Annotated in this window: 19 protein-coding genes; all 19 read right to left on the reverse strand. The window is 73.2% G+C overall.

Annotated features, from left to right (window positions below; genetic code table 11):
- Window positions 1-16 precede the first annotated feature (16 nt).
- The 19 genes from WIS52_RS00775 to WIS52_RS00865 all read right to left on the reverse strand — a co-directional run bounded on the left by WIS52_RS00775 (window position 17) and on the right by WIS52_RS00865 (window position 20,104).
- Window positions 17-1,270 carry a DUF418 domain-containing protein gene (locus WIS52_RS00775; protein WP_349296079.1) on the reverse strand — a complete coding sequence of 418 codons (1,254 nt, stop codon included), beginning with the start codon at window positions 1,268-1,270 and terminating at the stop codon, window positions 17-19.
- Window positions 1,267-1,905 carry a TetR/AcrR family transcriptional regulator gene (locus WIS52_RS00780; RefSeq protein ID WP_349296080.1) on the reverse strand — a complete coding sequence of 213 codons (639 nt, stop codon included), beginning with the start codon at window positions 1,903-1,905 and terminating at the stop codon, window positions 1,267-1,269. Before WIS52_RS00780 ends, WIS52_RS00775 begins: the two co-directional genes overlap by 4 nt.
- 137 nt (window positions 1,906-2,042) lie before the next feature.
- On the reverse strand, window positions 2,043-2,843 hold the full coding sequence (locus tag WIS52_RS00785) for a glucose-1-phosphate cytidylyltransferase (protein ID WP_349296081.1): 801 nt from the start codon (window positions 2,841-2,843) through the stop codon (window positions 2,043-2,045).
- Between the two features lie 257 nt (window positions 2,844-3,100).
- On the reverse strand, window positions 3,101-3,865 hold the full coding sequence (locus WIS52_RS00790; RefSeq protein WP_349296082.1) for a sulfite exporter TauE/SafE family protein: 765 nt from the start codon (window positions 3,863-3,865) through the stop codon (window positions 3,101-3,103).
- Window positions 3,866-3,956: 91 nt separating this feature from the next.
- Window positions 3,957-5,453 (reverse strand): gamma-glutamyltransferase, encoded by a 1,497-nt coding sequence (locus tag WIS52_RS00795; RefSeq protein WP_349296083.1) that lies wholly within the window; start codon window positions 5,451-5,453, stop codon window positions 3,957-3,959.
- On the reverse strand, window positions 5,450-6,088 hold the full coding sequence (locus WIS52_RS00800; protein WP_349296084.1) for a cyclase family protein: 639 nt from the start codon (window positions 6,086-6,088) through the stop codon (window positions 5,450-5,452). Before WIS52_RS00800 ends, WIS52_RS00795 begins: the two co-directional genes overlap by 4 nt.
- A 19-nt stretch (window positions 6,089-6,107) precedes the next feature.
- Window positions 6,108-6,920, reverse strand: coding sequence for a creatininase family protein (locus WIS52_RS00805; protein WP_349296085.1), 813 nt, complete (start codon window positions 6,918-6,920; stop codon window positions 6,108-6,110).
- Window positions 6,921-6,943: 23 nt separating this feature from the next.
- Window positions 6,944-7,354: a cytidine/deoxycytidylate deaminase family protein gene (locus tag WIS52_RS00810; RefSeq protein WP_349296086.1), complete on the reverse strand. Its 411-nt coding sequence runs from the start codon at window positions 7,352-7,354 to the stop codon at window positions 6,944-6,946.
- A gap of 47 nt (window positions 7,355-7,401) precedes the next feature.
- A complete protein-coding gene (locus tag WIS52_RS00815) occupies window positions 7,402-8,166 on the reverse strand; it encodes an amidohydrolase family protein (protein ID WP_349296087.1) in 765 nt (254 codons plus the stop codon).
- On the reverse strand, window positions 8,163-9,167 hold the full coding sequence (locus WIS52_RS00820) for an ABC transporter ATP-binding protein (protein WP_349296088.1): 1,005 nt from the start codon (window positions 9,165-9,167) through the stop codon (window positions 8,163-8,165). The genes WIS52_RS00815 and WIS52_RS00820 overlap by 4 nt, the downstream gene beginning before the upstream one ends.
- Entirely contained in the window at window positions 9,164-10,171 is a 1,008-nt protein-coding gene (locus WIS52_RS00825; RefSeq protein WP_349296089.1) for an ABC transporter ATP-binding protein, read from the reverse strand. Before WIS52_RS00825 ends, WIS52_RS00820 begins: the two co-directional genes overlap by 4 nt.
- Window positions 10,168-10,866: an alpha/beta hydrolase gene (locus WIS52_RS00830; protein WP_349296090.1), complete on the reverse strand. Its 699-nt coding sequence runs from the start codon at window positions 10,864-10,866 to the stop codon at window positions 10,168-10,170. The genes WIS52_RS00825 and WIS52_RS00830 overlap by 4 nt, the downstream gene beginning before the upstream one ends.
- Window positions 10,867-10,873: 7 nt before the next feature.
- On the reverse strand, window positions 10,874-11,962 hold the full coding sequence (locus tag WIS52_RS00835) for an ABC transporter permease (protein ID WP_349296091.1): 1,089 nt from the start codon (window positions 11,960-11,962) through the stop codon (window positions 10,874-10,876).
- Window positions 11,959-12,822: an ABC transporter permease gene (locus tag WIS52_RS00840; protein WP_349296092.1), complete on the reverse strand. Its 864-nt coding sequence runs from the start codon at window positions 12,820-12,822 to the stop codon at window positions 11,959-11,961. Before WIS52_RS00840 ends, WIS52_RS00835 begins: the two co-directional genes overlap by 4 nt.
- The gene (locus tag WIS52_RS00845) at window positions 12,819-14,465 is read right to left on the reverse strand and encodes an ABC transporter substrate-binding protein (RefSeq protein WP_349296093.1); all 1,647 of its coding nucleotides are present in this window, start codon (window positions 14,463-14,465) and stop codon (window positions 12,819-12,821) included. Before WIS52_RS00845 ends, WIS52_RS00840 begins: the two co-directional genes overlap by 4 nt.
- 258 nt (window positions 14,466-14,723) lie before the next feature.
- Entirely contained in the window at window positions 14,724-16,316 is a 1,593-nt protein-coding gene (locus WIS52_RS00850) for an amidohydrolase (RefSeq protein WP_349296094.1), read from the reverse strand.
- Window positions 16,298-17,182 (reverse strand): N-acyl homoserine lactonase family protein, encoded by an 885-nt coding sequence (locus WIS52_RS00855; protein ID WP_349296095.1) that lies wholly within the window; start codon window positions 17,180-17,182, stop codon window positions 16,298-16,300. Before WIS52_RS00855 ends, WIS52_RS00850 begins: the two co-directional genes overlap by 19 nt.
- Window positions 17,183-17,208: 26 nt before the next feature.
- Entirely contained in the window at window positions 17,209-18,732 is a 1,524-nt protein-coding gene (locus WIS52_RS00860) for a glutamine synthetase family protein (protein WP_349296096.1), read from the reverse strand.
- Window positions 18,725-20,104, reverse strand: coding sequence for a Rieske 2Fe-2S domain-containing protein (locus tag WIS52_RS00865; RefSeq protein WP_349296097.1), 1,380 nt, complete (start codon window positions 20,102-20,104; stop codon window positions 18,725-18,727). The genes WIS52_RS00860 and WIS52_RS00865 overlap by 8 nt, the downstream gene beginning before the upstream one ends.
- Window positions 20,105-20,144 lie beyond the last annotated feature (40 nt).

Genomic DNA, 20,144 nt, shown 5'->3' on the forward strand with positions numbered 1-20,144 from the left:
GTGCCGCAGGAGCCGGTCAGGCCGTCGCGACGGGGGTCGGACGGCCCTCGGTGAACCGGCGCAGCAGCGTCTCGGCCGGACCGGGGACACCGCGCCGTTCGAGGACGACGGCGTAGCCGACGGTGAGCAGCCAGACCCCGACCGCGAACGCGGCCATCCCGGCACTGCCCAGGTGCGCCCCCCACCCCAGACCCCAGGCGGCCAGCAGGGGAGCGCACAGCACGGACTGGGCGAGGTAGCAGGTCATGGACCGCTTCCCGACGGCGACGACCGAGGACCCGACCGGGCCGAGGGTGCGCCCGGAGAGCCGGCCGCCGACGAGCCCGAAGACGGCGACGTAGCCGAGACCGCAGGCGAGCCCGGTGAGCATGTGCGGGACGGCGAACGACGCCAGCACCGGCTCCAGCCCGCCGAGCAGGCCGACGTGGGTCAGCGTGTGCGGCAGTGCGCCGAGCCAGCCGATCGCGATCCCGCCCACCGCGGTCGTCCACAGCAGCCGCCGGTGCTCCCACGGCCGCTCCAGGATCCGGCGCCGGGCGGCCCAGATCCCGAGCAGGATCGAGATCGGCACGACCATCCCGACCAGGCCCTGGACCACCAGCGACTGGATCGGCCACATCGTCATCCGGGCCGCGGCGGCGCCCAGCACGCTGTCGGTGGCCACGCTCGCGGTCGCCAGCGCGAAGAGCTGCGACCCCACGTCGCTCGGGGTCTGCTCACCGGCCAGGACCGCGAGCGCCTCCAGGGCGGTCAGGGCCGCCAGGGCGGTGAGCAGGCCGGTTCCGATGCCCGCCCACACCAGCAGGGTCCGGTCGGACCGGCGCAGGAACAGCCAGACGAGCAGCAGCCCGGTCAGGCCGTAGGCGCCCAGGACGTCGCCGCCCCACAGCAGGAGCGCGTGCACCGCGCCGAAGCCGAGCAGCAGCAGGTTGCGCCGCTGCACCTGGCGTCGGGCGGCGGGTTCGTCGAGCCCGCGGCCCTGGCGGCTGCGGTAGATCAGCACGAGCCCGTAGCCGAACAGGAACGCGAACATCGGGTAGACCCGCAGGTCCACCGTGGTCAGCAGCAGTGCCTGCACGATCCGGTCGGCGAGCGACCCGTCGAGCGGCTGGGCGCCGGCCGGGGAGCTCGGGCGGCCGTAGAGGTAGAACGTGCTGTTGGCCAGCACGATCAGCAGCAGCATGATTCCCCGTGCCAGGTCCGGACCGGGGATCCGGGTGGATGCCCCTCCCGGGCCGGACGGCGACGGGCTCTTCTCGTGCACGGTCATGCCTCCCCCTCGGCTCGGCGTGCGATGGCGCGCTCGAACAGCTCGGCCAGCTGCTCGGCGTGCGCGGTGATGTCGTGGTCGGGGTGCGTGTCGGCGTAGGCGACCATCGCGTCGATCGCGGCCTGGACGGTCACCGCCATCACCCGCGCGTCGAAGTCGCGGAGCTCCCCGGACTCCTGGCCGGCGCGGAAGGTCTCCTCGAGGCGCTGGTAGTACGGCTCGTTGAACGAGTCGCCGTAGCGCGGCGTGCCGTCGGCGTCGCGCAGGTTGGTCAGCACCTCGGTCAGGGCGACCATCTCCGCGCGGTGCGCGCGCAGGTACTCCGCGATCGAGCAGAAGCGGGCCCGCAGCCGGCCCACCACGGTGGTCTGCGCGTCCAGGTGCGGGACGACGAACTCGGTGATCCGCCCGTAGATCTGGGAGACCAGCAGGTCGAACAGCTCTTCCTTGCCGGTGAAGTGATACGAGATCACGCCCTTGCTGATGCCGGCGCGTTCGGCGATGCGGGCCAGTGAGGCCTGGGCCCAGCCGAGCTCGGCGACGACCTCCACCGCGCAGTCGACGATCTGGGTCCGCCGGGCCTGCTCGATCACCGACGGCAGCTTCTGGCCACTCGTACTGTTTTTCGTACGCACGGCCAGAAATTAGCACGATCGGCCAAGGCTGCCCAGTCGCGCCGGTCCGAGGACGCGGACGGCCCCGGTGCAACAGAAAGCGGGCCCGTCCACCCGGTGAAGGTGGACGGGCCCGCCGGCGTCAGCTGGGGTGGGCGTCAGGCCCAGGTCTTCCAGGGCGCCTTGTCCTTGGCCCACAGACCGTTGAGGTACTCGTAGTCCTTGAAGGTGTCCATCGCGCTCCAGAAGCCCTCGTGCCGGTGCACGTTGAGCTCGCCGTCGCGGGCCAGCTTCTGCAGCGGCTCGTGCTCGAGCCAGACGTCGGCGTCGCCGTCGGCGCCCAGGTAGGAGTCGAGGAACTCCTTCTTGAAGGCGAAGAAGCCGCCGGAGACGAAGCCGGTGACCTGGGTCGGCTTCTCGTTGAACTCGACGACCCGGTTGCCCTCGACCTGCATCTCACCGAACTTCGAGGTCGGGTGCACACCGGTGACGGTGCCGACCTTGCCCGAGGCCTCGTGCTCGGCGGCGAGCTTGTTGATGTCGACGGTGCCGACGCCGTCGCCGTAGGTCAGGAAGAAGTTCTCGGTGTCGACGTACTGCTTGATCATCCGGACGCGGGAGCCGGTCGCGGTCTCCAGCCCGGTCTCGGCGAAGGTGATCTCGAAGTCCTCGCCGACCGAGGTGTCGTGGAAGTCGATGCGGTGCTTCTCGGCCATCGACAGGGTGAAGTCCGCGGAGCGGGCCCGGTAGTCGAGGAAGTACTCCTTGATGGCCCAGCTCTTGTAGCCGAGGCACAGGATGAAGCGGCGGTAGCCGGCCTCGCGGTAGCTCTTCATGATGTGCCAGGCGATCGGCCGCCCGCCGATCTCCACCATGGCCTTCGGCAGGCTCTCGCTCGCCTCCCGGATGCGGGTGCCCTTGCCTCCGCAGAGGATGACGACGGGGGTGTCGGGGTTCACGGGAGTCCTCTCGCGCGCTCGGGGAGCGTCTGTTCGGGGTCTGGCGGGTCTCTCTGTTCTGACGTATGAGTCCACATCGCGTTGCGTTTTGTTAGCGCATCGGGGATGGCCCGTGGATCACATCGACGAGAATTTACCCACAATCGGTCCGCGGCAGGTCACGCGAAGTGATCATCTTCGGCGTGAGCTGCGAGGATCCCGACGGCGTTCGTCGTGGGACGTCGACCACAGTTCCCGTGCGGGATCGCCGCTACCCGTCAGGACACGAACAGGGCGAGGCCCACGGCGAGACCGAGCAGGACGACCGCCCACCGCAGAGCCGCCGCCGGCATCCGGCGGGCGACCCGGGCCCCGAGGTATCCGCCGAGGAGCGTGCTGGGAGCCAGCAGCGCGACCGCGGCCCAGTCGACCGGTGCCCCGATCGCGAACACGATCACGGTGATGGTCGCGACCACGAGGGACAGGACCCCCTTGAGCGCGTTCAGCCGGTACAGCTCGTCGTGCGCGAACAGGCTCAGCGTGGAGATCAGGACGACGCCCAGTGCGCCGCCGAAGTAGCCGCCGTACACCGCGGCGAGGAACACCGCGATCAACAGCGGCCCGCGGCGGTCGCTCGCGGCGGTCGCCGGGTCCCCGATCCGGCGCTTGAGCCACGGCCCGGCGGCCATCGTCAGGCTGGCCAGGATGACCAGTGCCGGCACGATCGTGTCGAAGACCTCGCCCGGCGCCACCAGGAGGAGCAGGCATCCGAGCAGGGCCCCGACCACGGCCACGGCCGATGTGCGCAGGATGCGGCGCCCCTGACCGCTGAGGTCCCGCCGGGCGCCGAGGACGAGACCGACGTATCCCGGCCACTGCGCGACCGAGTTGGTGACGTTCGCGGCCAGCGGCGGGAGACCCACCGCGAGCAGGGCGGGGAAGACCAGGAGCGAGCCCCCACCGGCGACGGCGTTCACCGCACCGGCGAGCAGGCCCGCCACCACGAGGAACACCAGTGTGGACGGCTGGGCGGGGTCGAACACCCGGGACTCCTCTGTCTGTGGGCGGGGCTCTGTCTGTCGGCGGAGCGCCGGTCTGCGGCATCGTCGGATCGGGCCCGCCGGGCGGGCGGGTTCAGCCCGCGCCGAGCACCCGGCCCACCCCGTCGGCCCGCACGTCGCTCGCCGCATCGAGCGTCGTGCCCCGCAGGCGCGCGACCTGTACGTGCCCGGCGTCGTCGTGTGGGCCGTCCACGCCGGTGACCTCCAGTGACAGCCCGGCGGCCGTGGCCGCCAGGGCCCCGGCGCCGGGCACCCCCGGCTCCAGGACGAGAGTCGGTCCGGTCCGGCCGAGATCCCTCGACCCGATCACCCAGCGGGGCCGGGCCAGGACGACGGCCGGGTCGGGCGAGTCCAGGACGTCGGCGGCGGTCTGGGCCAGGATCCAGGCCTGGGCCCGCCCGCCCTGACACCCCAGCGCGACGACGTCGTCGCCGCGCTCGGCCAGCGCCGGACACAAGGTGTGCGGCGGCCGGGCACCCGGTCGCGCCGCGCCCGGGTGCGCCGGGTCGAGCGAGAACGCCGACCCGCGGTTGTGCAGGACGACGCCGGTGTCCGGCTCGAGCAGGCCCGCGCCGAAGCTCTGGAAGACACTCTGGATCAGCGAGACCGCCGTGCCCTCGTCGTCGACCGCCGTCACCGCGACCGTGTCGCCTGCCGGTTTCGGTCCGGCGGCGGCCGGGACGCCGGCCGGCTCCCGATCCAGGAGCAGCCCGGCGAGGTCGACCGGTCCACCGCGCGGGTCCCCGAGCAGGGTGTCGCGGGCGATCTCGGCGCGGCGGGCGGCGGTGAGCAGGTCGGTCCCGGCACTCAGCACGGCGAGCAGGGCGGCTCCCTGGCTCGGCGGCGGTGCCACCGACCAGGTCGCGCCGAGCGCGTCGCGCCGCAGCGGCTCGGTCTCCTCGGCGGTGTGCGCGGCGAGGTCGGCCCCGGTGACCGGCGAGCCGAGCGCGCGCAGGCCCGCGACCAGCCGGTCGCCGACCGGTCCGGTGTAGAAGCTGCGCCAGTCGGCGCCGATCGCGGTGAGGGTGTCGGCGAGTGCGGGCTGGCGCAGCAGCACACCGGCCTCGTGCGGGCGGCCGTCCGGGCCGAGCAGCAGCGCCGCGAGTCCCGGATCCGCGGCGACGACTTCGGCCCGGCGGACGGTCGCCCGGGCCAGTCCCTCGCTCACCGCGACCCCGGCCGAGGCCAGCTCGACCGCCGGCGCGACCAGCTCGGCGAGACCGAGGCGGGCTCCGAGCCGGTGCAACGCGGCCCAGCCCGCGACGACGCCGGGCACGGTCACCGCCAGCGGGCCGCCGGGCGGCATCCGCGGCCCGGCGGCGCGCAGGGCGTCGACGTCGAGCGCGGCGGGTGCCGCGCCGACCGAGAGCACCGCGCGCGGGGCCCCGCCGGCCGGGCGGACGACGGCGACGAGGTCACCGCCGACCGAGCACTGGTGCGGGTAGGCCACCGTCAGCGCCGCCGCGGCCGCGAGGGCCGCGTCGAGCGCGCCGCCGCCGCGGGCCACGACCGCCCGGGCGGCCTCGACCCCGGCGGCGTGCGGTGCGGCGATCGCGACCCGTGTGGTCACTCGCCGTCCCGGTCGATCAGGATGGCGCGGGTGAAGGAGCCGTCCGCGCCGGCCAGCTTGGCGGGCAGGCAGACCAGCTCGTAGCGGCCGGGGGCGACGGCGTCGAGGTCGGCGTTCTCCAGGATGAGCACGTCGTTGCCGAGCAGCACGTGGTGGGAGTCCCAGCTCTCGGTGCGGGAGTGGCTCTCGATCGTGAGGTAGTCGATGCCGATCAGCTCCACGCCGTTCGCGACGATCCACTTCGCGGCGTCGGGGGCGAGTCCGATCCAGCTCGGGGCGCGCTCGGTCTCCTTCAGCGGGCCGGCCGAGTTGGTGGTCTTGAGCAGGATCCGCTTCTCGCCCGCGACGCCCGCGGCGTCCAGGTCGGCCGCGGTCACGTCGCCGGTCAGCCCGGTCATGTCGACGACGACGGCCGGCCCGACCATCGAGTCCAGCGACACCTCGTCGATCGGGGTGGCGCCGTCGACGAAGTGCGCCGGGGCGTCGACGTGGGTGCCGGTGTGCGCGCCGATCCGCCAGCGGGTCACGTTCGAGGCGTCGCCGTTCGCCAGCGACTCCACGATCTCGACCTCGGGCTTGCGGCCCCAGTGCAGCATCTCGGGGTGGATCGGCAGGGTGATGTCGTAGATCTTCACGTCGGTCTCCAGGAGGGGATCAGGGCCGGTGCTTCGGGTCCGGCCAGGGTTCGCCGACCGCTGCGGAGACCGCGCGGGCGGTGGTGAGCACGCAGCGGTCGAACTCCGCGCTGCCGTGCACGGCGTTCGCCTCTGCCACGTCGCGGCCCCAGACGCCGGTGTCGCTGACCTGGTCCATCCGGTAGTCCCAGAACGAGTCGACGTCGCGGTGCGACACCGCGCGGTCCATCCGCACGAGGTCGGGCCGCAGGTGCAGCATCACCGAGGTCTCGAAGAAGTTGGCGTGCATCAGACCCCGGCCGTGGGTGACGTGCCCGTCGACCTCCGGGCCGGGGTACATCGTGACGTAGCCCAGTGCGCGGACCCGGGCGTCGCCGTGCCGGACCCGCAGTTTCTCGGCCGACACGTCGAGCGATCCGTTGTTCCAGATGTGCCCGTTGAGCAGCACGAACTGGCGGACCCCGGCCCGGTGCAGCGAGTCGACCAGGTCCTCGACCAGTGCGATCATGGTCTCCGGGCGGACCGAGACGGTGCCGCCGAAGTCGCCGTGCGAGCCGGACACCCCGTAGGTCAGGGTCGGCACCACCGGGACACCGGTCAGCGCGGACACCCCGTGCGCGACGGCCTCGCAGATCATCGAGTCCACGGCGAGCGGGAGGTGCGGTCCGTGCTGCTCGGTCGCGCCGATCGGGATGATCACGGCATCGGTCCCGGTGACCGTCCGGTCGGCCTCCGGCCACGTCAGGTGCTCCCACAGGACCGGCGAACCGGTCCCGCCGAGCTCGGCGGCCAGACCGGCGACATCCGGTCCCAGCGGTGCGGCGGTGGTCACGGTGGTCCTCTCCTCGGCGGCGCTCACCAGCGCCGGACCGTCTTCTCGGGCAACAGATCCAGCGCCCGGTACACGACGACGGCGTCGTCGGCGGGGCGGGTCAGCCAGACCCGGGCGTCCGGGGCGTAGTCGCTGATCAGCTCACGGCAGACACCGCAGGGCGCGATGATCCGGAACCGGTCGACCGGCTTGACCTGCACCGACACCACGGCCTGGACCTCGGCGAGGTCGTGTCCCGCGGCGCGGGCGGTACCGAGTGCCACCCCCTCGGCGCAGATCGAGCTGCGCCGGCAGGAACCCTCGACGTGGACCCCGGTGTACAGGGTGCCGTCGGTCGTGCGCAGTGCGGCCGCCACGTCGTGCCGGCCGGGGAGCCTGACCCGGGCGAGCAGGTCCTGGGCCTCGGCGAGCAGACTGGCATCGGCGGTCGTCATCCCGGCAGGGGGACTGATCCGGGCCACGGTGAGGGGCGGTCCCGACGTCATCCGGCGATCCCGAGCAGCCGGGCGTAGTTGCCGCCCTCGACCAGCGCGCGGTCGGCCTCGTCCGGGATCGCCTTGGCGATCTTCATCCGCTCCAGGTCGAAGTCCGAGCCCGGCCACTCGCTGCCCAGCAGGATCTTCTCCGGGCCGAGCCGGGCGTAGGCCCGCTTCACATCGGCCATCAGGGTCGCAGAGGTCTCCAGGTACACGTGCTCGCGCCGCTCCGCGACGATGATCGCCTCCGGGACGTTCCAGACCGCACCCATGTGGGCGATGATCGTCGGCACCTGCGGGTGGTCCTTGGCGATCTCCTCGATCGCCAGCGGCGCGCAGAACGCGTCGTCCAGGGCGTTGATCAGGATCGGTAGTCCGAGCCGGGCACACAGGTCGAACACCGGGTCCAGCAGACCGTGGTCGGCCACGTGATACCCGTGCATGCTCGGGTGCAGCTTGAGCCCGCGCAGCCCGGCGGCGGCACAGCGCTCGATCTCGGTCAGCGCGTCGTCGTCCTGCGGGCGGACCTGGCCGAACCCGATCAGCCGGTCCGGGAACTTCCCGACCAGCTCGATCAGGAAGTCGTTCTCGATCCGCTGCGCCAGCGAGCAGACCATCGCCATGTCGACGCCGGCGGCGTCCATCCGGTCCAGGATGCGCTGGGGATCGAACGGGGTGTGGGGCGGCGGTGCCTGGCCCGGACGGGCTCCGGTCAGGTAGTCGGAGCGGCCCCGCACGTCCTGGGTGGTGTTGTACGCGTCGATGATCACGGGTGGACGGACCTCCTGGCGGTGGTGGCCGGCGTCGGTGCCGGCGCGGTGATGTCGATCAGGGGGAGGTGGCAGCGGACCGAGCGGCCGTCGCCGACCGGGCGCAGCGCGGGTTCCTCGGTCGCGCAGCGCTCGACGGCGTGCCGGCAGCGGGTCCGGAACCGGCAGCCCGACGGCGGGTCGGCCGGGTCGGGCAGCTCGCCGGAGAGCACGATGCGCTCCCGGGTCCGCTCCAGCACCGGCACCGCGGAGAGCAGCGCCTCGCCGTAGGGATGCGCCGGACGGGAGAAGAACGCGTCCCGCGGGGCCACCTCGATGATCTGGCCGAGATACATCAGCGCGATCCGGTCCGCGATGTGGCGCACAACACCCAGGTCGTGCGAGATGAACAGCAGGGTCAGGCCCTCGTCACGGATCAGCCCGGTCAGGAGGTTGATCACCTGGGCCTGGATCGAGACGTCCAGCGCCGACACCGGTTCGTCGGCCACGACGAAGCGCGGCGAGGGCGCGAGCGCCCGCGCGATCCCGATCCGCTGCCGCTGGCCGCCGGAGAACTCGTGCGGGCGGCGGCTCCCGGCGGCGCGGCCCAGGCCGACCCGCTCCAGCAGCTCACCGACCTGCTCGTCGGCCTCGGCCCGGGACATCCCGCGGGCCCGGCGCAGCGGCTCGGCGATGATGTCGGCGACGGTGCGGCGCGGGTTGAGCGAGCCGAAGGGGTCCTGGAACACCATCTGCATGTCCCCGCGCAGTGGCCGCATCCGGCTGCTGTTGAGGGCCGTGATGTCCCGGCCGCGGTAGTGGATGCGTCCGCCGGACGGGTCGACGGCGCGCAGCAGCGCCCGGCCGAGCGTCGACTTGCCGCAGCCGGACTCGCCGACCAGACCGAGCGTCTCGCCCTCGATGATGTCGAGGTCCACGCCGGCGACGGCCCGGACCGGGCGCCCGCCGCCGTCGCGGTAGGAGACCTGCAGGTCCTCGGCACGGACGAGTGGTTCGCTCACCGGAGGACCCCGTTCCCGGCGACGACCGGCTCGCGCACGCAGGCGTCGAGGTGATCGGAGCCGTGCTCGCGGGCCCGCAGCGGCGGCCGGGCCCCGCACTCCTCGACGGCGTCCGGGCAGCGTGGGCGGAACGCGCACCCGCCCGGCCGGTCGACACCGGTCAGCGGGGCGCCGGGGATCGCGAACAGCGAGTCGGCCTGCGGGCCGTCGATCCGCGGTACGGACCGGAGCAGCCCGACGGTGTAGGGGTGGCGGGGGCGCTGCAGCACGTCGTCGCGGCTCCCCTGCTCGACGACCCGGCCCGCGTACATCACCGCGACCCGGTCGGCGACCTCGGCGACCACGCCGAGGTCGTGGGTGATCAGCACGATGGACGAGTCGTGCTCGGCGCGCAGCCGGCGCAGCAGCTCGAGCACCTGCGCCTGGATGGTGACGTCGAGCGCGGTGGTGGGCTCGTCGGCGATCAGCACGGCCGGCTCGTTGGCGAGCCCGGTCGCGATCATCACGCGCTGCCGCATCCCGCCGGAGAGCTGGTGCGGGTAGGCCCGCGCGGTCCGGGACGGGTTGGCGATGCCGACGTCGTCGAGCAGCTGCTCGGCGCGCTCCCAGGCCGCGGCCCGGCCGAGCGGCTGGTGCAGCCGCACCATCTCGGCGACCTGCGCACCGGCCCGGTGCAGCGGGTTGAGCGCGGCCAGCGAGTCCTGGAAGACGACGGCGACGTCGCGGCCGCGGACCTCGCGCAGCTCGGCCTCACTCGCCCCGATCAGGTTGCGGCCGCCGAACTCGACCTCCCCGCGCACGTGGGTGCGCGGGCCGCGGTTGAGCCCGACCAGGCTCATGGTCAGCGCGGACTTGCCGGACCCGGACTCACCGACCAGGGCGAGGATCTCGCCGCGGCGCAGGTCCAGGTCGACGCCGTCGACCGCGGGCAGCCGGCCCGCGGGGGTGTCGAAGCCGACGTGCAGGTCCCGGATCCGCATGACGGTCTCCGGCGCGCCGGTCATGCGCCGCTCCCGGCGGTGCTCAGCTCGGCGACCGCCGCGTCGATGACCGCGCACCCCTGGGCGGCGTACACCAGCGGGGAGAAGTGGCTGCCCGGCACCGAGCTGGTGGTGGCGCCGGCCCGAGCCGCCATGTCCCGCTGGATCTGCGGGAGCAGCGTCGCGTCCCGGTCGGCGACCTGGTACCAGCTCGGGAGCGTGCGCCAGGCGGGCTCGCCGGTGGGCTGCTCGAAGATCTTCTTGTCGGCGACCCGGTTCTCCGCGATCCGGCCGGCGCGCTGCTCGTCGGTGAGGTCCCAGCCGATCTCCGCCCAGTAGGCGTCGCCGCGCTCGGAGCGCCACTCGCCGTCCGGCCCGCGGCGCATGTGCTTCGAGACCGGCGCGGGCTCGTAGCGCTCGACGATCTGCTGCACGGTCTCCCCGGCGTCCGGTGCGAACGCGGCGAGGTAGACCAGCCCGGCCACCCGGGGGTCGCGTCCGACGTTCGTGATCACCGCACCGCCGTAGGAGTGCCCGACGAGCAGCACCGGCGCCTCGAGCGCGTCGAGTGCGGCGGTGGTGTGCGCGATGTCGTCCTCCAGGGAGGTCATCGGGTTGGTGACGGTGGCGATCTCGTAACCGCGGCTGCGCAGCAGCGGCAGCACGGCGTCCCAGGTGGCCGGCGTGCCGCCGGCGCCGTGCACGAGCAGGATCCGCACGGGTGACTCATCCCTTCCGCAGGCGGGGGTCGAGAACCAGGTAGAAGAGGTCGACGGCGAGGTTGACCAGCGTGTAGAGCAGCGCGATCGCCAGTGCGGCGCCCTGCACCACGGGGTAGTCGCGTTGCAGCACCCCGGAGATGACCATCCCGCCGACGCCGGGGTAGGCGAAGACCGTCTCGGTGATGACCGCGCCGCCGAGCAGCGAGCCGAACTGCAGCCCGAGCACGGTGATGATCGGCAGTGCCGAGTTGCGCAGCACGTGCCGGAGCAGGATCGCGTTCTCGGCCATGCCCTTCATGCGCGCGGTCCGCACGAAGTCCTCGCCGCGCACTTCCAGGACCGACGCCCGCACGATCCGGGTGATGTAACCGGCCATCGACAGGGCGAGCGTCGTCGCGGGCAGGATCAGGTGCGAGATCCAGGGCAGGACCAGGTCGGGCCGGTTCTGCAGGATCGCGTCGAGCAGCACGATGTTGGTGGTGGGCTCGTAGCCCAGCGAGTTCGGCAGCCGGCCCAGCACCGGCAGCCAGCCGAGCCACACCCCGAACACCACGATGGACAGCACCCCGAGCGCGAACCAGGGCAGCGAGAAGCTGACCGTGCCGACCGCGCGGATCGTGGTGTCGATCCAGGTACCCCGGTACACCGCGGCGATCAGCCCGGTGACGCCGCCGATCAGCACGGCGATGGTCATCGCGGCGACGGTGAGCTCCAGGGTGGCCGGCAGCGCCGAGCCGAGCAGCCGGAGCACGTCGTTGCCGCCGAAGAACGACTGTCCGAGATCGAACCGGAGCAGGTCCCCGAGGTAGGTCAGGTACTGGGACAGTAGCGGCCGGTCCAGCCCGAGCGCCTCGGAGATCTGCTGCTGGTTCTGTGCGACCTGCTCGGAGGAGAGCCCGTCGCCCCCGCCCGCCAGTGCCGTGGCGGCCGATCCCGGGATGAGCCGCATCGCGAGGAACACCAGCGTGGCCAGGATCCAGAGCACCACCGGCACGGCGAGCAGCCGGCGCACGATCAGCCGGCTCAGCCCGGAGCCGCCGCGCCGGGCGGCCGGGCGAGCCCGGCGGGTCGTCAGCGAGGTCGGGACGCTCACGGTGTCCCCTTCCGGTCGAGCGCGTCGCGGACGTCGTCGCCGACGAAGTTGCAGGCGACGACGAACACCAGGGTGGCCAGTGCCGGCAGCACGACCAGCGACGGCGCGGTGTAGAGGAACTCCTGCCCGGCCTGCACCATGTAGCCCCAGTCCGGGGTGGGTGGCTGGATGCCGAGGCCGAGGTAGGACATGCCCGCCGCGAATCCGGCGGCGATGGACAGCGTGGTCAGCACCTGGACGAGGAGCGGGCCGACGGTTCCCGGCAGCACCTGGGTCAGCGCGATCCGCAGGCCTCCCGCCCCGGCCATCCGGGACGCGAGTACATGGTCGCGGGCCGACTCCCGGGCCGCGAGCGCCCGTACCAGGCGGGCGATCCCGGGAGCCAGCGCGACACCGACCCCGACCACCAGGCTGGACGTGCCCGCGCCGGCTGCCGCGACCAGCAGGATGATCAGTAGCACCGACGGGAACGCCAGCGCGACGTCGGTGAGCCGCATGAGCAGTTGCTCGGCCCGGCCGCCGAGGTAGCCCGCGGCCAGCCCGATCGCGACGCCGATCGCCGTCGCCAGCGCGGTCGCGGCCAGCGCGACCATGAGCAGCGGCCGGGCGCCGTACACCAGCCGGACGAGTTGGTCCCGGCCCAGGTCGTCGGTGCCGAGCAGGTGCCCGGGCGACCCCATCGGGAGCAGCGCCGCCGGGGACTGACGCAGCGGGTCCCCGGTCACCAGCAGCGGGCCGAGGAGGGCGAGCAGCAGGTAGGCCGCGACCACCACCCAGGACACGATCGCGACCGGCGTCCGGGCGATGCGGCGTGTCCCGCGGCGGGTCGTCCCGCGGCTGCCCATGGCTGTCGCGGTCATGCGCCGCCCACACTCGCGTCCTCGAGGAAGCAGCGGTGCGTGCTGAGCGCGTTGACGTTGACACCGGTGACGTTCGCGCCCGTGACCACGAGGTTCGTGGAGTGCACCAGCATCGACAGCACCATGAACTCCTCGGCCCAGCGACGCTGGATCTCCGAGTAGGCGGCGGTCCGCTCCGGCCCGATCGGCAGGTTCCGGGCGGCCACGGTGTCGTCGGCGAAGCGCTCGCTTCCGGGAAGGGTGTCGAAACCGGTGGCGGACGAGCCGTACACCCCTCGCGGGACGGCCATGTTCCCGACCATGTTGTCCGGGTCGGGAACGTAGGAGTTCCGCTCCCACACCATGATCTCGTGGTACGGGTCCTCGGTGTCCATGACCCGGCTGAAGAACGCGGCCGGGTCGACGGAGTCCGAGACCACGGTGAGGCCGATGTCGGTGAGGTTCTGGGCGATCACCTGCGCGGCTCGTGGGTGCCAGGTGTCGCTCGCCGCCATCAGGCGCACCTCGCGGCCGACGGCGCCCGCCGCCTCGACGAGCCGCCGGGCCTCGGCGACGTCGGTCCGGCTGAGGTCGGCCAGCGACGGGTCGTGACCGGGCATCGCCGGCGGGACGACGTAGCCCTCCGGCAGGGTGCCCACCCCGAAGAACGCCTGGTCCAGGATCGCCTGCCGGTCGATCGCAAGGTTGATCGCCTGACGGACCTCGAGCTCGGCCAGGGCCGGCCGGCGGACGTCCATCAGGAGCATGGCGTCGTAGCAGTAGGGGGTGTCGTGCACGGTCACCGCGTCGTTCGCGCGCAGCTGCTCGGCCGCGGAGTACGGGGTGAACTGGGTGGCCGAGACCGCGCCGCTGATCAGCGAACTGATCATCGTCGAGGAGTCCTGGACCTGCTGCAGGACCACCCGGTCCACCGGCGGGCGGCCACCGACGAAGTCGTCGAAGGCCTCCAGGGTCACCGACTGGCCGGCCGTCGCCGCGGCCAGCCGGAACGGGCCGGTACCGACCAGGTGCTTGCCGATCTCGGCCCCGTACTGGTCCAGCGCCGCCTTCGAGACGACCCGGGCACCGATGTCGGACAGCCGGGCGAGCAGGGTGCCGTCGGGGCCCTGCAGGACGATCCGCACGGTCCGCTCGTCGGGGGCGTCCAGGGAGGTCAGGTTGCGGCCGAGGCTCTGGAACGGGCGCGACGCCCCGTCGGGCAGGGACGGGTCGTCCTCGTCGAGCTGGCGGTTCAGGCTGGCCAGCACGTCGGCCGAGGTGAGGGCGTTGCCGTCGTGGAAGGTGACGCCCTCGCGGAGCGTGAACTCGTAGGTCAGCCCGTCGTCGGAGACGGTCCAGCTCTCGGCGAGGTCGGGCTTCGGATCGGGGTCGGTGAAGTCGCAGAAGGTCAGGCCCCGGCAGACCGAGTCGACGACCATCCAGTCCCCGAGCGTGGTGTAGAACGCCGGGTCGAACACGCCGCTGGTCGCGTCGGTGCCCACGGTGAGGGTGCCGCCCGACGCGCCGCCGCCGCCCCCGTCGGAGGCCGCCACGCCGCAGGCGGACAGCACGCTCGTCAGCCCGACGCCGAGACCGAACGCGCCCACTCCGCGGAAGAGGGCCCGGCGCGACAGGTGCCGGTCGGTGGGCGTGGTGGGGGGCATGGCGATCTCCTCGGGGTGTGGATCCAAAATGCTGTTGCTGGTATCCAGACGGAGTCTAGGGCGGGGCGTATTTCCGGTCCGTTACGTCGTCGTGAAGCAGTGCGACCGGTCCTGCTGGGCCGCAGCATGTCCGGTGGTGGCGCGAGGTGGGTCACGGCGACGTGATTGGATCCTAGCCGCGTTTTCGTGGATCCATAAGGGTTGCTTCGGTGTGCAGTGGCTCGAGTACCCGGAGTGATCGAGGGCAGGGCACGGCGATCACGGCGTGTGCAGCTCTCCCGCGACCACCGTCGCGAGGACCCGCCCGTCACGGAGCGGGCCCGCGGGGCCGAGCGGGTCGACGTCGGTCACTGCGACGTCGGCAGGCCCGCCGACCCGCAGACGCCCGGGGCCGTCCAGCCCGGCGACGGCCGCGGCGCGGGTGGTGAACAGGGCGAGCGCCTCCTCGGCGGTGACCGCCTCGTCCGGTCCGACCGGCCCGGTCAGCCCGCGAACCTCCCGGGTGCGCGACTGCCACATACCGTGCAGTGCGGCCAGTGGCGGGCCGGGGCCGTCCGAGCCGCCGCCGACCAGCACACCCGCGTCGATCCAGGAGCGCAACGGGTTCGACCGCGCCGCCACGTCCGGTCCGAGGCGCTCCGCGATGGTGGCGCCGGCGCTCCACCAGAGGGCCGGATGGGCCGAGACCGCCACCCCGAGCCGCCGCGTGCGGCGCATCGCCCGGGCGCCGGGCTCCAGGTAGGCGTGGATGAGGTGGAAGCCGAGTCCGGCCACCGGGGTCCTGCGGTCGATCTCCTCCAGCACGTCGAGCACGAGGTCGACGGCGGCGTCGCCGACCGCGTGGACCCCCACCCCGCGCCCGGCCGCCGCGGCGGCGGCGCAGTGCGCCCGCAGCGCCTCGACGCTGAGCGTCCGGTTGCCGGTGTACCCGTCGGTGCACGGCCAGGGGGTCGAGCGCCACGCGGTCCCGAGTGAGCCTCCGCCGTCGAGGAAGAGCTTGGTGGGGCCGACCCGGAGTCGGTCGGGCGCCGCGTCCGCGACCCCGGCGCCGCGTACGGCCTCCTGCAGCGTCGCGTCGTCGAGGTGGTCGTCGCCCAACGGCATCACCACGGTCCGGGTGGCCAGGCGCCCGGACCGGGCCGCGTCGGCGTAGGCGACGAGGTCCGCGGGCCCCACGGCGGGGTCCATCGCGCTGGTGAAGCCGTGCCCGCGCAGGCGACGGGTGCCCGCGGAGATCCAGCCGACCCGCCGCGCCCGGTCCGGCTCGGGGATCACCGACCGGGCGAGGTCGGCGGCGGGATGCTCGACCAGCAGACCGGTCGGCCGTCCGTCCGGGGCGCGGTCGATGCGGCCCCCGGGCGGGTCCGGGGTGGAGGCGTCGACACGGGCGGCCCGGAGCCCGGCAGTGTTGACGATCGCGTCGTGGCCCTTGCGGTCCAGGATCACCGGCCGGTCTCCCACGGCGGCGTCGAGATCGGCGGCCGTCGGCATCCGGCCGTCGGTCAGGTCACCGGGGTCGAATCCGGCCTCGGCCTCGATCCAGCCGTCGCCGGGGTTCCGGGCGGCGTGCGCGGCGAGGCGGCGCCCGATCTCGGCGATGCTCGTCGCGTCGTCGAGCCCGACGCGTTCCTCGGCACGCCCGGCCCACAGCACGTGGACGTGGCTGTCGACGAACCCGGGCAGCACCCACCCGCCGGGGTCGTGCTCGACGACCCGTCCGCGGAGCTCGCGGCGGACCTCGGCGACCGAGCCGAGGGCGACGATCCGGTCACCCCGGATCCCCACCGCCCGCACCCGCGGGCGTGCCGGGTCCATCGTGATCACGTCGCCGGTCAGCAGCAGGCTCTGCATGATCCGTCCCCTTCGGTGCGGGCTCGATCCGTCTGGTGGGTGGGGCCGGCCGGGACCGGCGTGCCGAGCCGGCGCAGGAGCTCGGGCCAGACCGCCGGGTCGTGACCCGGGACGAGCTCGAGGCCACGCTCGGCGGCGATCTGCTTGAGCCGCCGGATCGGGCCGAGGCTCTGCTCGGGCGTGCACCCGATGCAGACCCCGATCGGCCGCTCCTCGCGGATGTTCTCGGTCAGGTCGGCGGCGTCGAACGCGAACACGAAGCCCCCACCGCCGGCGAGCTCGACCACGAAGCTCTGGTGGCCGGGGGTGTGCCCGGCGGTCAGGACCGCGGTCACACCGGGTGCGAGCACGGTGTCACCGTCACAGCGGCGCCAGTCGATACGCGGGTCGTCGAAGTCCACCCGGTAGATCGTGTTGCGCTCCACCTCGGGGGACCCGGACAGGCCGAAGCCGAGCTCGGCCCGCTGGACGTGCACCGGCACCCTGCCCGCGAAATGCTTCAGCCCGCCGGCGTGGTCGGCGTGCAGATGGCTGATCGCGACCGCCCCGATGTCCTCCAGGCGCACCCCGACAGACGCGAGCGCGTCGAGCAGCGGGTCGCCGGGCCCGGGCAGCGCGGGCTGGTAGGCCGGGGACCCGTAGAACCGCCGGTGCAGCGCGGGGTCGCGGATCAGCGCGGTGTTGAACCCGGTGTCGAGCAGCAACCAGCCGTCGTCGGTCTCCAGCAGCACGGCCGGGACCGGCTCGACGATGCGCTGCTCGCGCGGCGCACCGTGCAGCGACACCCACAGCGGCAGCCGCTCCCAGCCCAGCAGAAGGGGGACCACCCGCCGCACGCCGGTCCGGGCCGGCTGCTCCTGGCCCACGGGGTCCACCTGGTTGACCGCCGGCCTCACAGCAGGTCGAAGTACTCGCGCTGCTCCCAGGACGACACGTCGGCCAGGTAGCGCTCGAACTCGGCCCGCTTGAGGTGGGTGTACCAGTCCACCACGACGTCGCCGAGCTCTCGGCGGAACAGCGTGCTCGCGTCGAGCGCGTCGACCGCCGCACCGAGGGTCGGGGGCAGCCGCGGGGCGTCGTCGAGGTAGGGCGAGTCCGACGGCGCGCCGGGGGAGAGCCCCCGGTCGAGCCCGTCGAGCCCGCACACCAGCTGGGACAGGATGTAGAGGTAGGGGTTCGCGCCGGGCTCGCCGGAACGGTTCTCGAGGCGGGCCGACGGGTCGCCGGGCGAGCCGACCACGCGCACCATCGCGCCCTTGTTGTCCACCCCCCACAGCACCCGGTCCGGGGCCAGCGAGTGCGGCTGGTAGCGCTTGTAGCCGTTGACCGTGGGTGTGCTGAACGCCGCGGCCGGGGCTGCGTGTTCGAGCAGGCCGGCGAGCCAGGCCGTGCCGACCGGGGACAGGACCGAGCCGGGACCGGTCCCGGGGAACACCGGGGCGCCGGTGTCGAGGTCGCACAGCGACTGGTGCAGGTGCCAGCCGGTGGAGGCGGTCTCGGCGCCCTGCGGCCGGGACATGAATGTGGCGTGCAGGCCCATCCGGCTGCACAGCTGCTTGATCGCCGTCCGGGCGAGCACCACCTGGTCGGCGACCACGCTCGCCTCGCCGGCCTCCAGCGTGATCTCGAACTGGCTGGGGCCGAACTCCAGTTCGATCGAGCGCAGTGGCAGGTCGAGCCGGGTCAGCACCCGGTGGATCTCGGTGACGAGGGTGTCCGAGCGGTCCAGGGCGCCGATGTCGAGCAGCTGGGCGCCGGGGGTCAGCGGACGGACCGCCGGGGCGGCCCCGGGCGCGCCGGGGCGGCCGACCTGAGCGGGGTCCATCGCCGGGTCGGCCCGGGCGAACACGTGGAACTCCAGCTCCGGCCCGACGGTCAGGCTCATGCCGCGCCCGGCGAGGGAGTCCAGGTGCCGGCGGAGCAGGCCCCGGGTGCAGAACGGGACCGCGCCGCCGCCCGGGTAGTGCAGGTCGGCGAGCAGGAGCCCGGTCCTGTTGTCCCACGGCAGCACCCGGAACGTCGTCGGGTCGGCGACGAGCACCACGTCGCCGGCGCCGGAGAAGCCGCGGTAGCCGTCCAGGCGCAGCCCCTCGAACACCGCGAACGAGGAGCGCCCGGAAGGGTCCTTCAGCAGCAGCGAGGACGGCGCGGTCAGCCCGGAGCGCAGGATGCCGGGCAGCGCGGCGCTGGTGATCGACTTCCCGCGCAGCACCCCGTGCTGGTCGACGAAGCAGACCCGGACCAGCTCGATACCGAGCTCGTCGATCACCCGGCGGAGCTGGGCCGCGGCGGCGTACTTCTGCTCGGACCACAGCTCGTGGCGCTCCACGAAGCCGCCGCGATCGGAGTCGAGCATCGGGCGGGCGGTGTGCCCGCCGCCGCCCTCGGCCACCGGCCGCTCGTCGACGTTACGCATCGGCGGTCGCCCCCGAGTCGGCTCCCGAGCCGGCGCCCGGGTCCTGGCCGGCCGTGCCGGTGGGCGGGGCCGCCCACGGGGACGCGGCGCGGCGGGTCGCGTCGTGCGCGGCCCAGCGGTCCTGCCACCCCTCGGTAGGGCTGATCATGTCGACGGCGATCGGACCGACCAGCCGGGCGGCCTCGGCGTCGTCGAGGGGGTGGGCCGGCAGCGGGGAGCCGGCCTCGAAGGCATCCAGGGACTTGAGCAGCAGCCGCCGGTTGGCGGTCACCGCGCGGTCGGAGACCCCGAGCCGCTCGACGGTCCGGTCCTGGATCGCGCCCATGCTCTCGACCGCCCACTGGTCGTGGACGTTGATGTCGAGGCCCATGCCGGTGTAGGTCAGCTCCTGCTGCTCGGTCGCGTCGAAGCCCCACCGGTTGTCCCGGTTCCGGATCGGCCGGTAGTCCGGCAGCGTGACCTCGGAGAGCCGCTGGGCGAGCAGGGTGTCCTTGTCCGTCTTCTCCGAGAAGTCGTAGAGGACCATGTACCAGTAGTGGCTGTGGTCGTCGATCGGCACGTGCCACTGCGCGAAGACCTTGTCGTTGCCGAAGGGCACGACGAACGCGTTCGGGAACATCAGGTTGGTGATCCGCACGTGTGTGACGTCCTCGGCGAGCTCGCGGATCGCGAACACCCGCAGCCCGTGCTCGGCCGACTCGACCTCGATGTCGGGACGGAAATGGTCGCCGACCAGCTTGGACAGCTTCTGGCCGGTGCCCTCGACCTCCTCGCTGAACTGCTGGCCGTAGACCTCGCGCGGGTCCTCGCCGACGAAGCGGTGCAGGAACGAGACGTGGCTGGGGTCGATCCCGCCCTCGACGCCCTGGAGCCAGTTGCAGTCCCAGAGTCCCTTGAAGGCGAAGGTGTAGGCGTCCGGCGCGGTGAAGCAGTCGAACGCCGGGAACGGCGGCGGGTCGCCCGCGCCGAGGTAGGCGAAGACGATGCCGTTGCGCTCCTCGCAGGGGTAGCTGCGGATCCGGATCTTGTCGGCGAAGGTGCTCGACGGTGGCTCGGCCGGCTGCTCGAGGCAGCGGCCGTCGGAGCCGTAGAGCCAGCCGTGGTAGAGGCAGCGCAGACCGCCGTCCTCGAGCCGGCCGTAGGACAGATCGACCCCGCGGTGCGCACAGAACCGGCTGACCAGTCCCCAGCCGCCGTCCTCGCGCTGGAACAGCACGAGGTCCTCGCTCATCAGCCGGACGGCCTTCACCGGCCGGTCCACCGGCATCTCGGAGACCAGCGCGGCCGGCTGCCAGTAGGAGCGCATCAACCGGCCGAGCGGCGCGTCCGGGCCGGTGCGGGTCAGCTTCTCGTTGTCCTCGCGCTTCAGCACGACGGGCCTCTCTCGACTCGGGAACGGTGGTGGGAGCTGT

It is taken from the genome of Pseudonocardia nematodicida (assembly GCF_040105385.1).
Taxonomy (GTDB): domain Bacteria; phylum Actinomycetota; class Actinomycetes; order Mycobacteriales; family Pseudonocardiaceae; genus Pseudonocardia; species Pseudonocardia nematodicida.

Bases quoted from the DNA above. Each gene is read 5' to 3' on its own strand.
- WIS52_RS00840 (WP_349296092.1), bottom strand. From the start codon at position 12,822: ATGACCGCGACAGCCATGGGCAGCCGCGGGACGACCCGCCGCGGGACA.
- WIS52_RS00860 (WP_349296096.1), bottom strand. From the start codon at position 18,732: ATGCGTAACGTCGACGAGCGGCCGGTGGCCGAGGGCGGCGGCGGGCAC.
- WIS52_RS00850 (WP_349296094.1), bottom strand. From the start codon at position 16,316: ATGCAGAGCCTGCTGCTGACCGGCGACGTGATCACGATGGACCCGGCA.
- WIS52_RS00775 (WP_349296079.1), bottom strand. From the start codon at position 1,270: ATGACCGTGCACGAGAAGAGCCCGTCGCCGTCCGGCCCGGGAGGGGCA.
- WIS52_RS00810 (WP_349296086.1), bottom strand. From the start codon at position 7,354: ATGACGACCGCCGATGCCAGTCTGCTCGCCGAGGCCCAGGACCTGCTC.
- WIS52_RS00845 (WP_349296093.1), bottom strand. From the start codon at position 14,465: ATGCCCCCCACCACGCCCACCGACCGGCACCTGTCGCGCCGGGCCCTC.
- WIS52_RS00825 (WP_349296089.1), bottom strand. From the start codon at position 10,171: ATGACCGGCGCGCCGGAGACCGTCATGCGGATCCGGGACCTGCACGTC.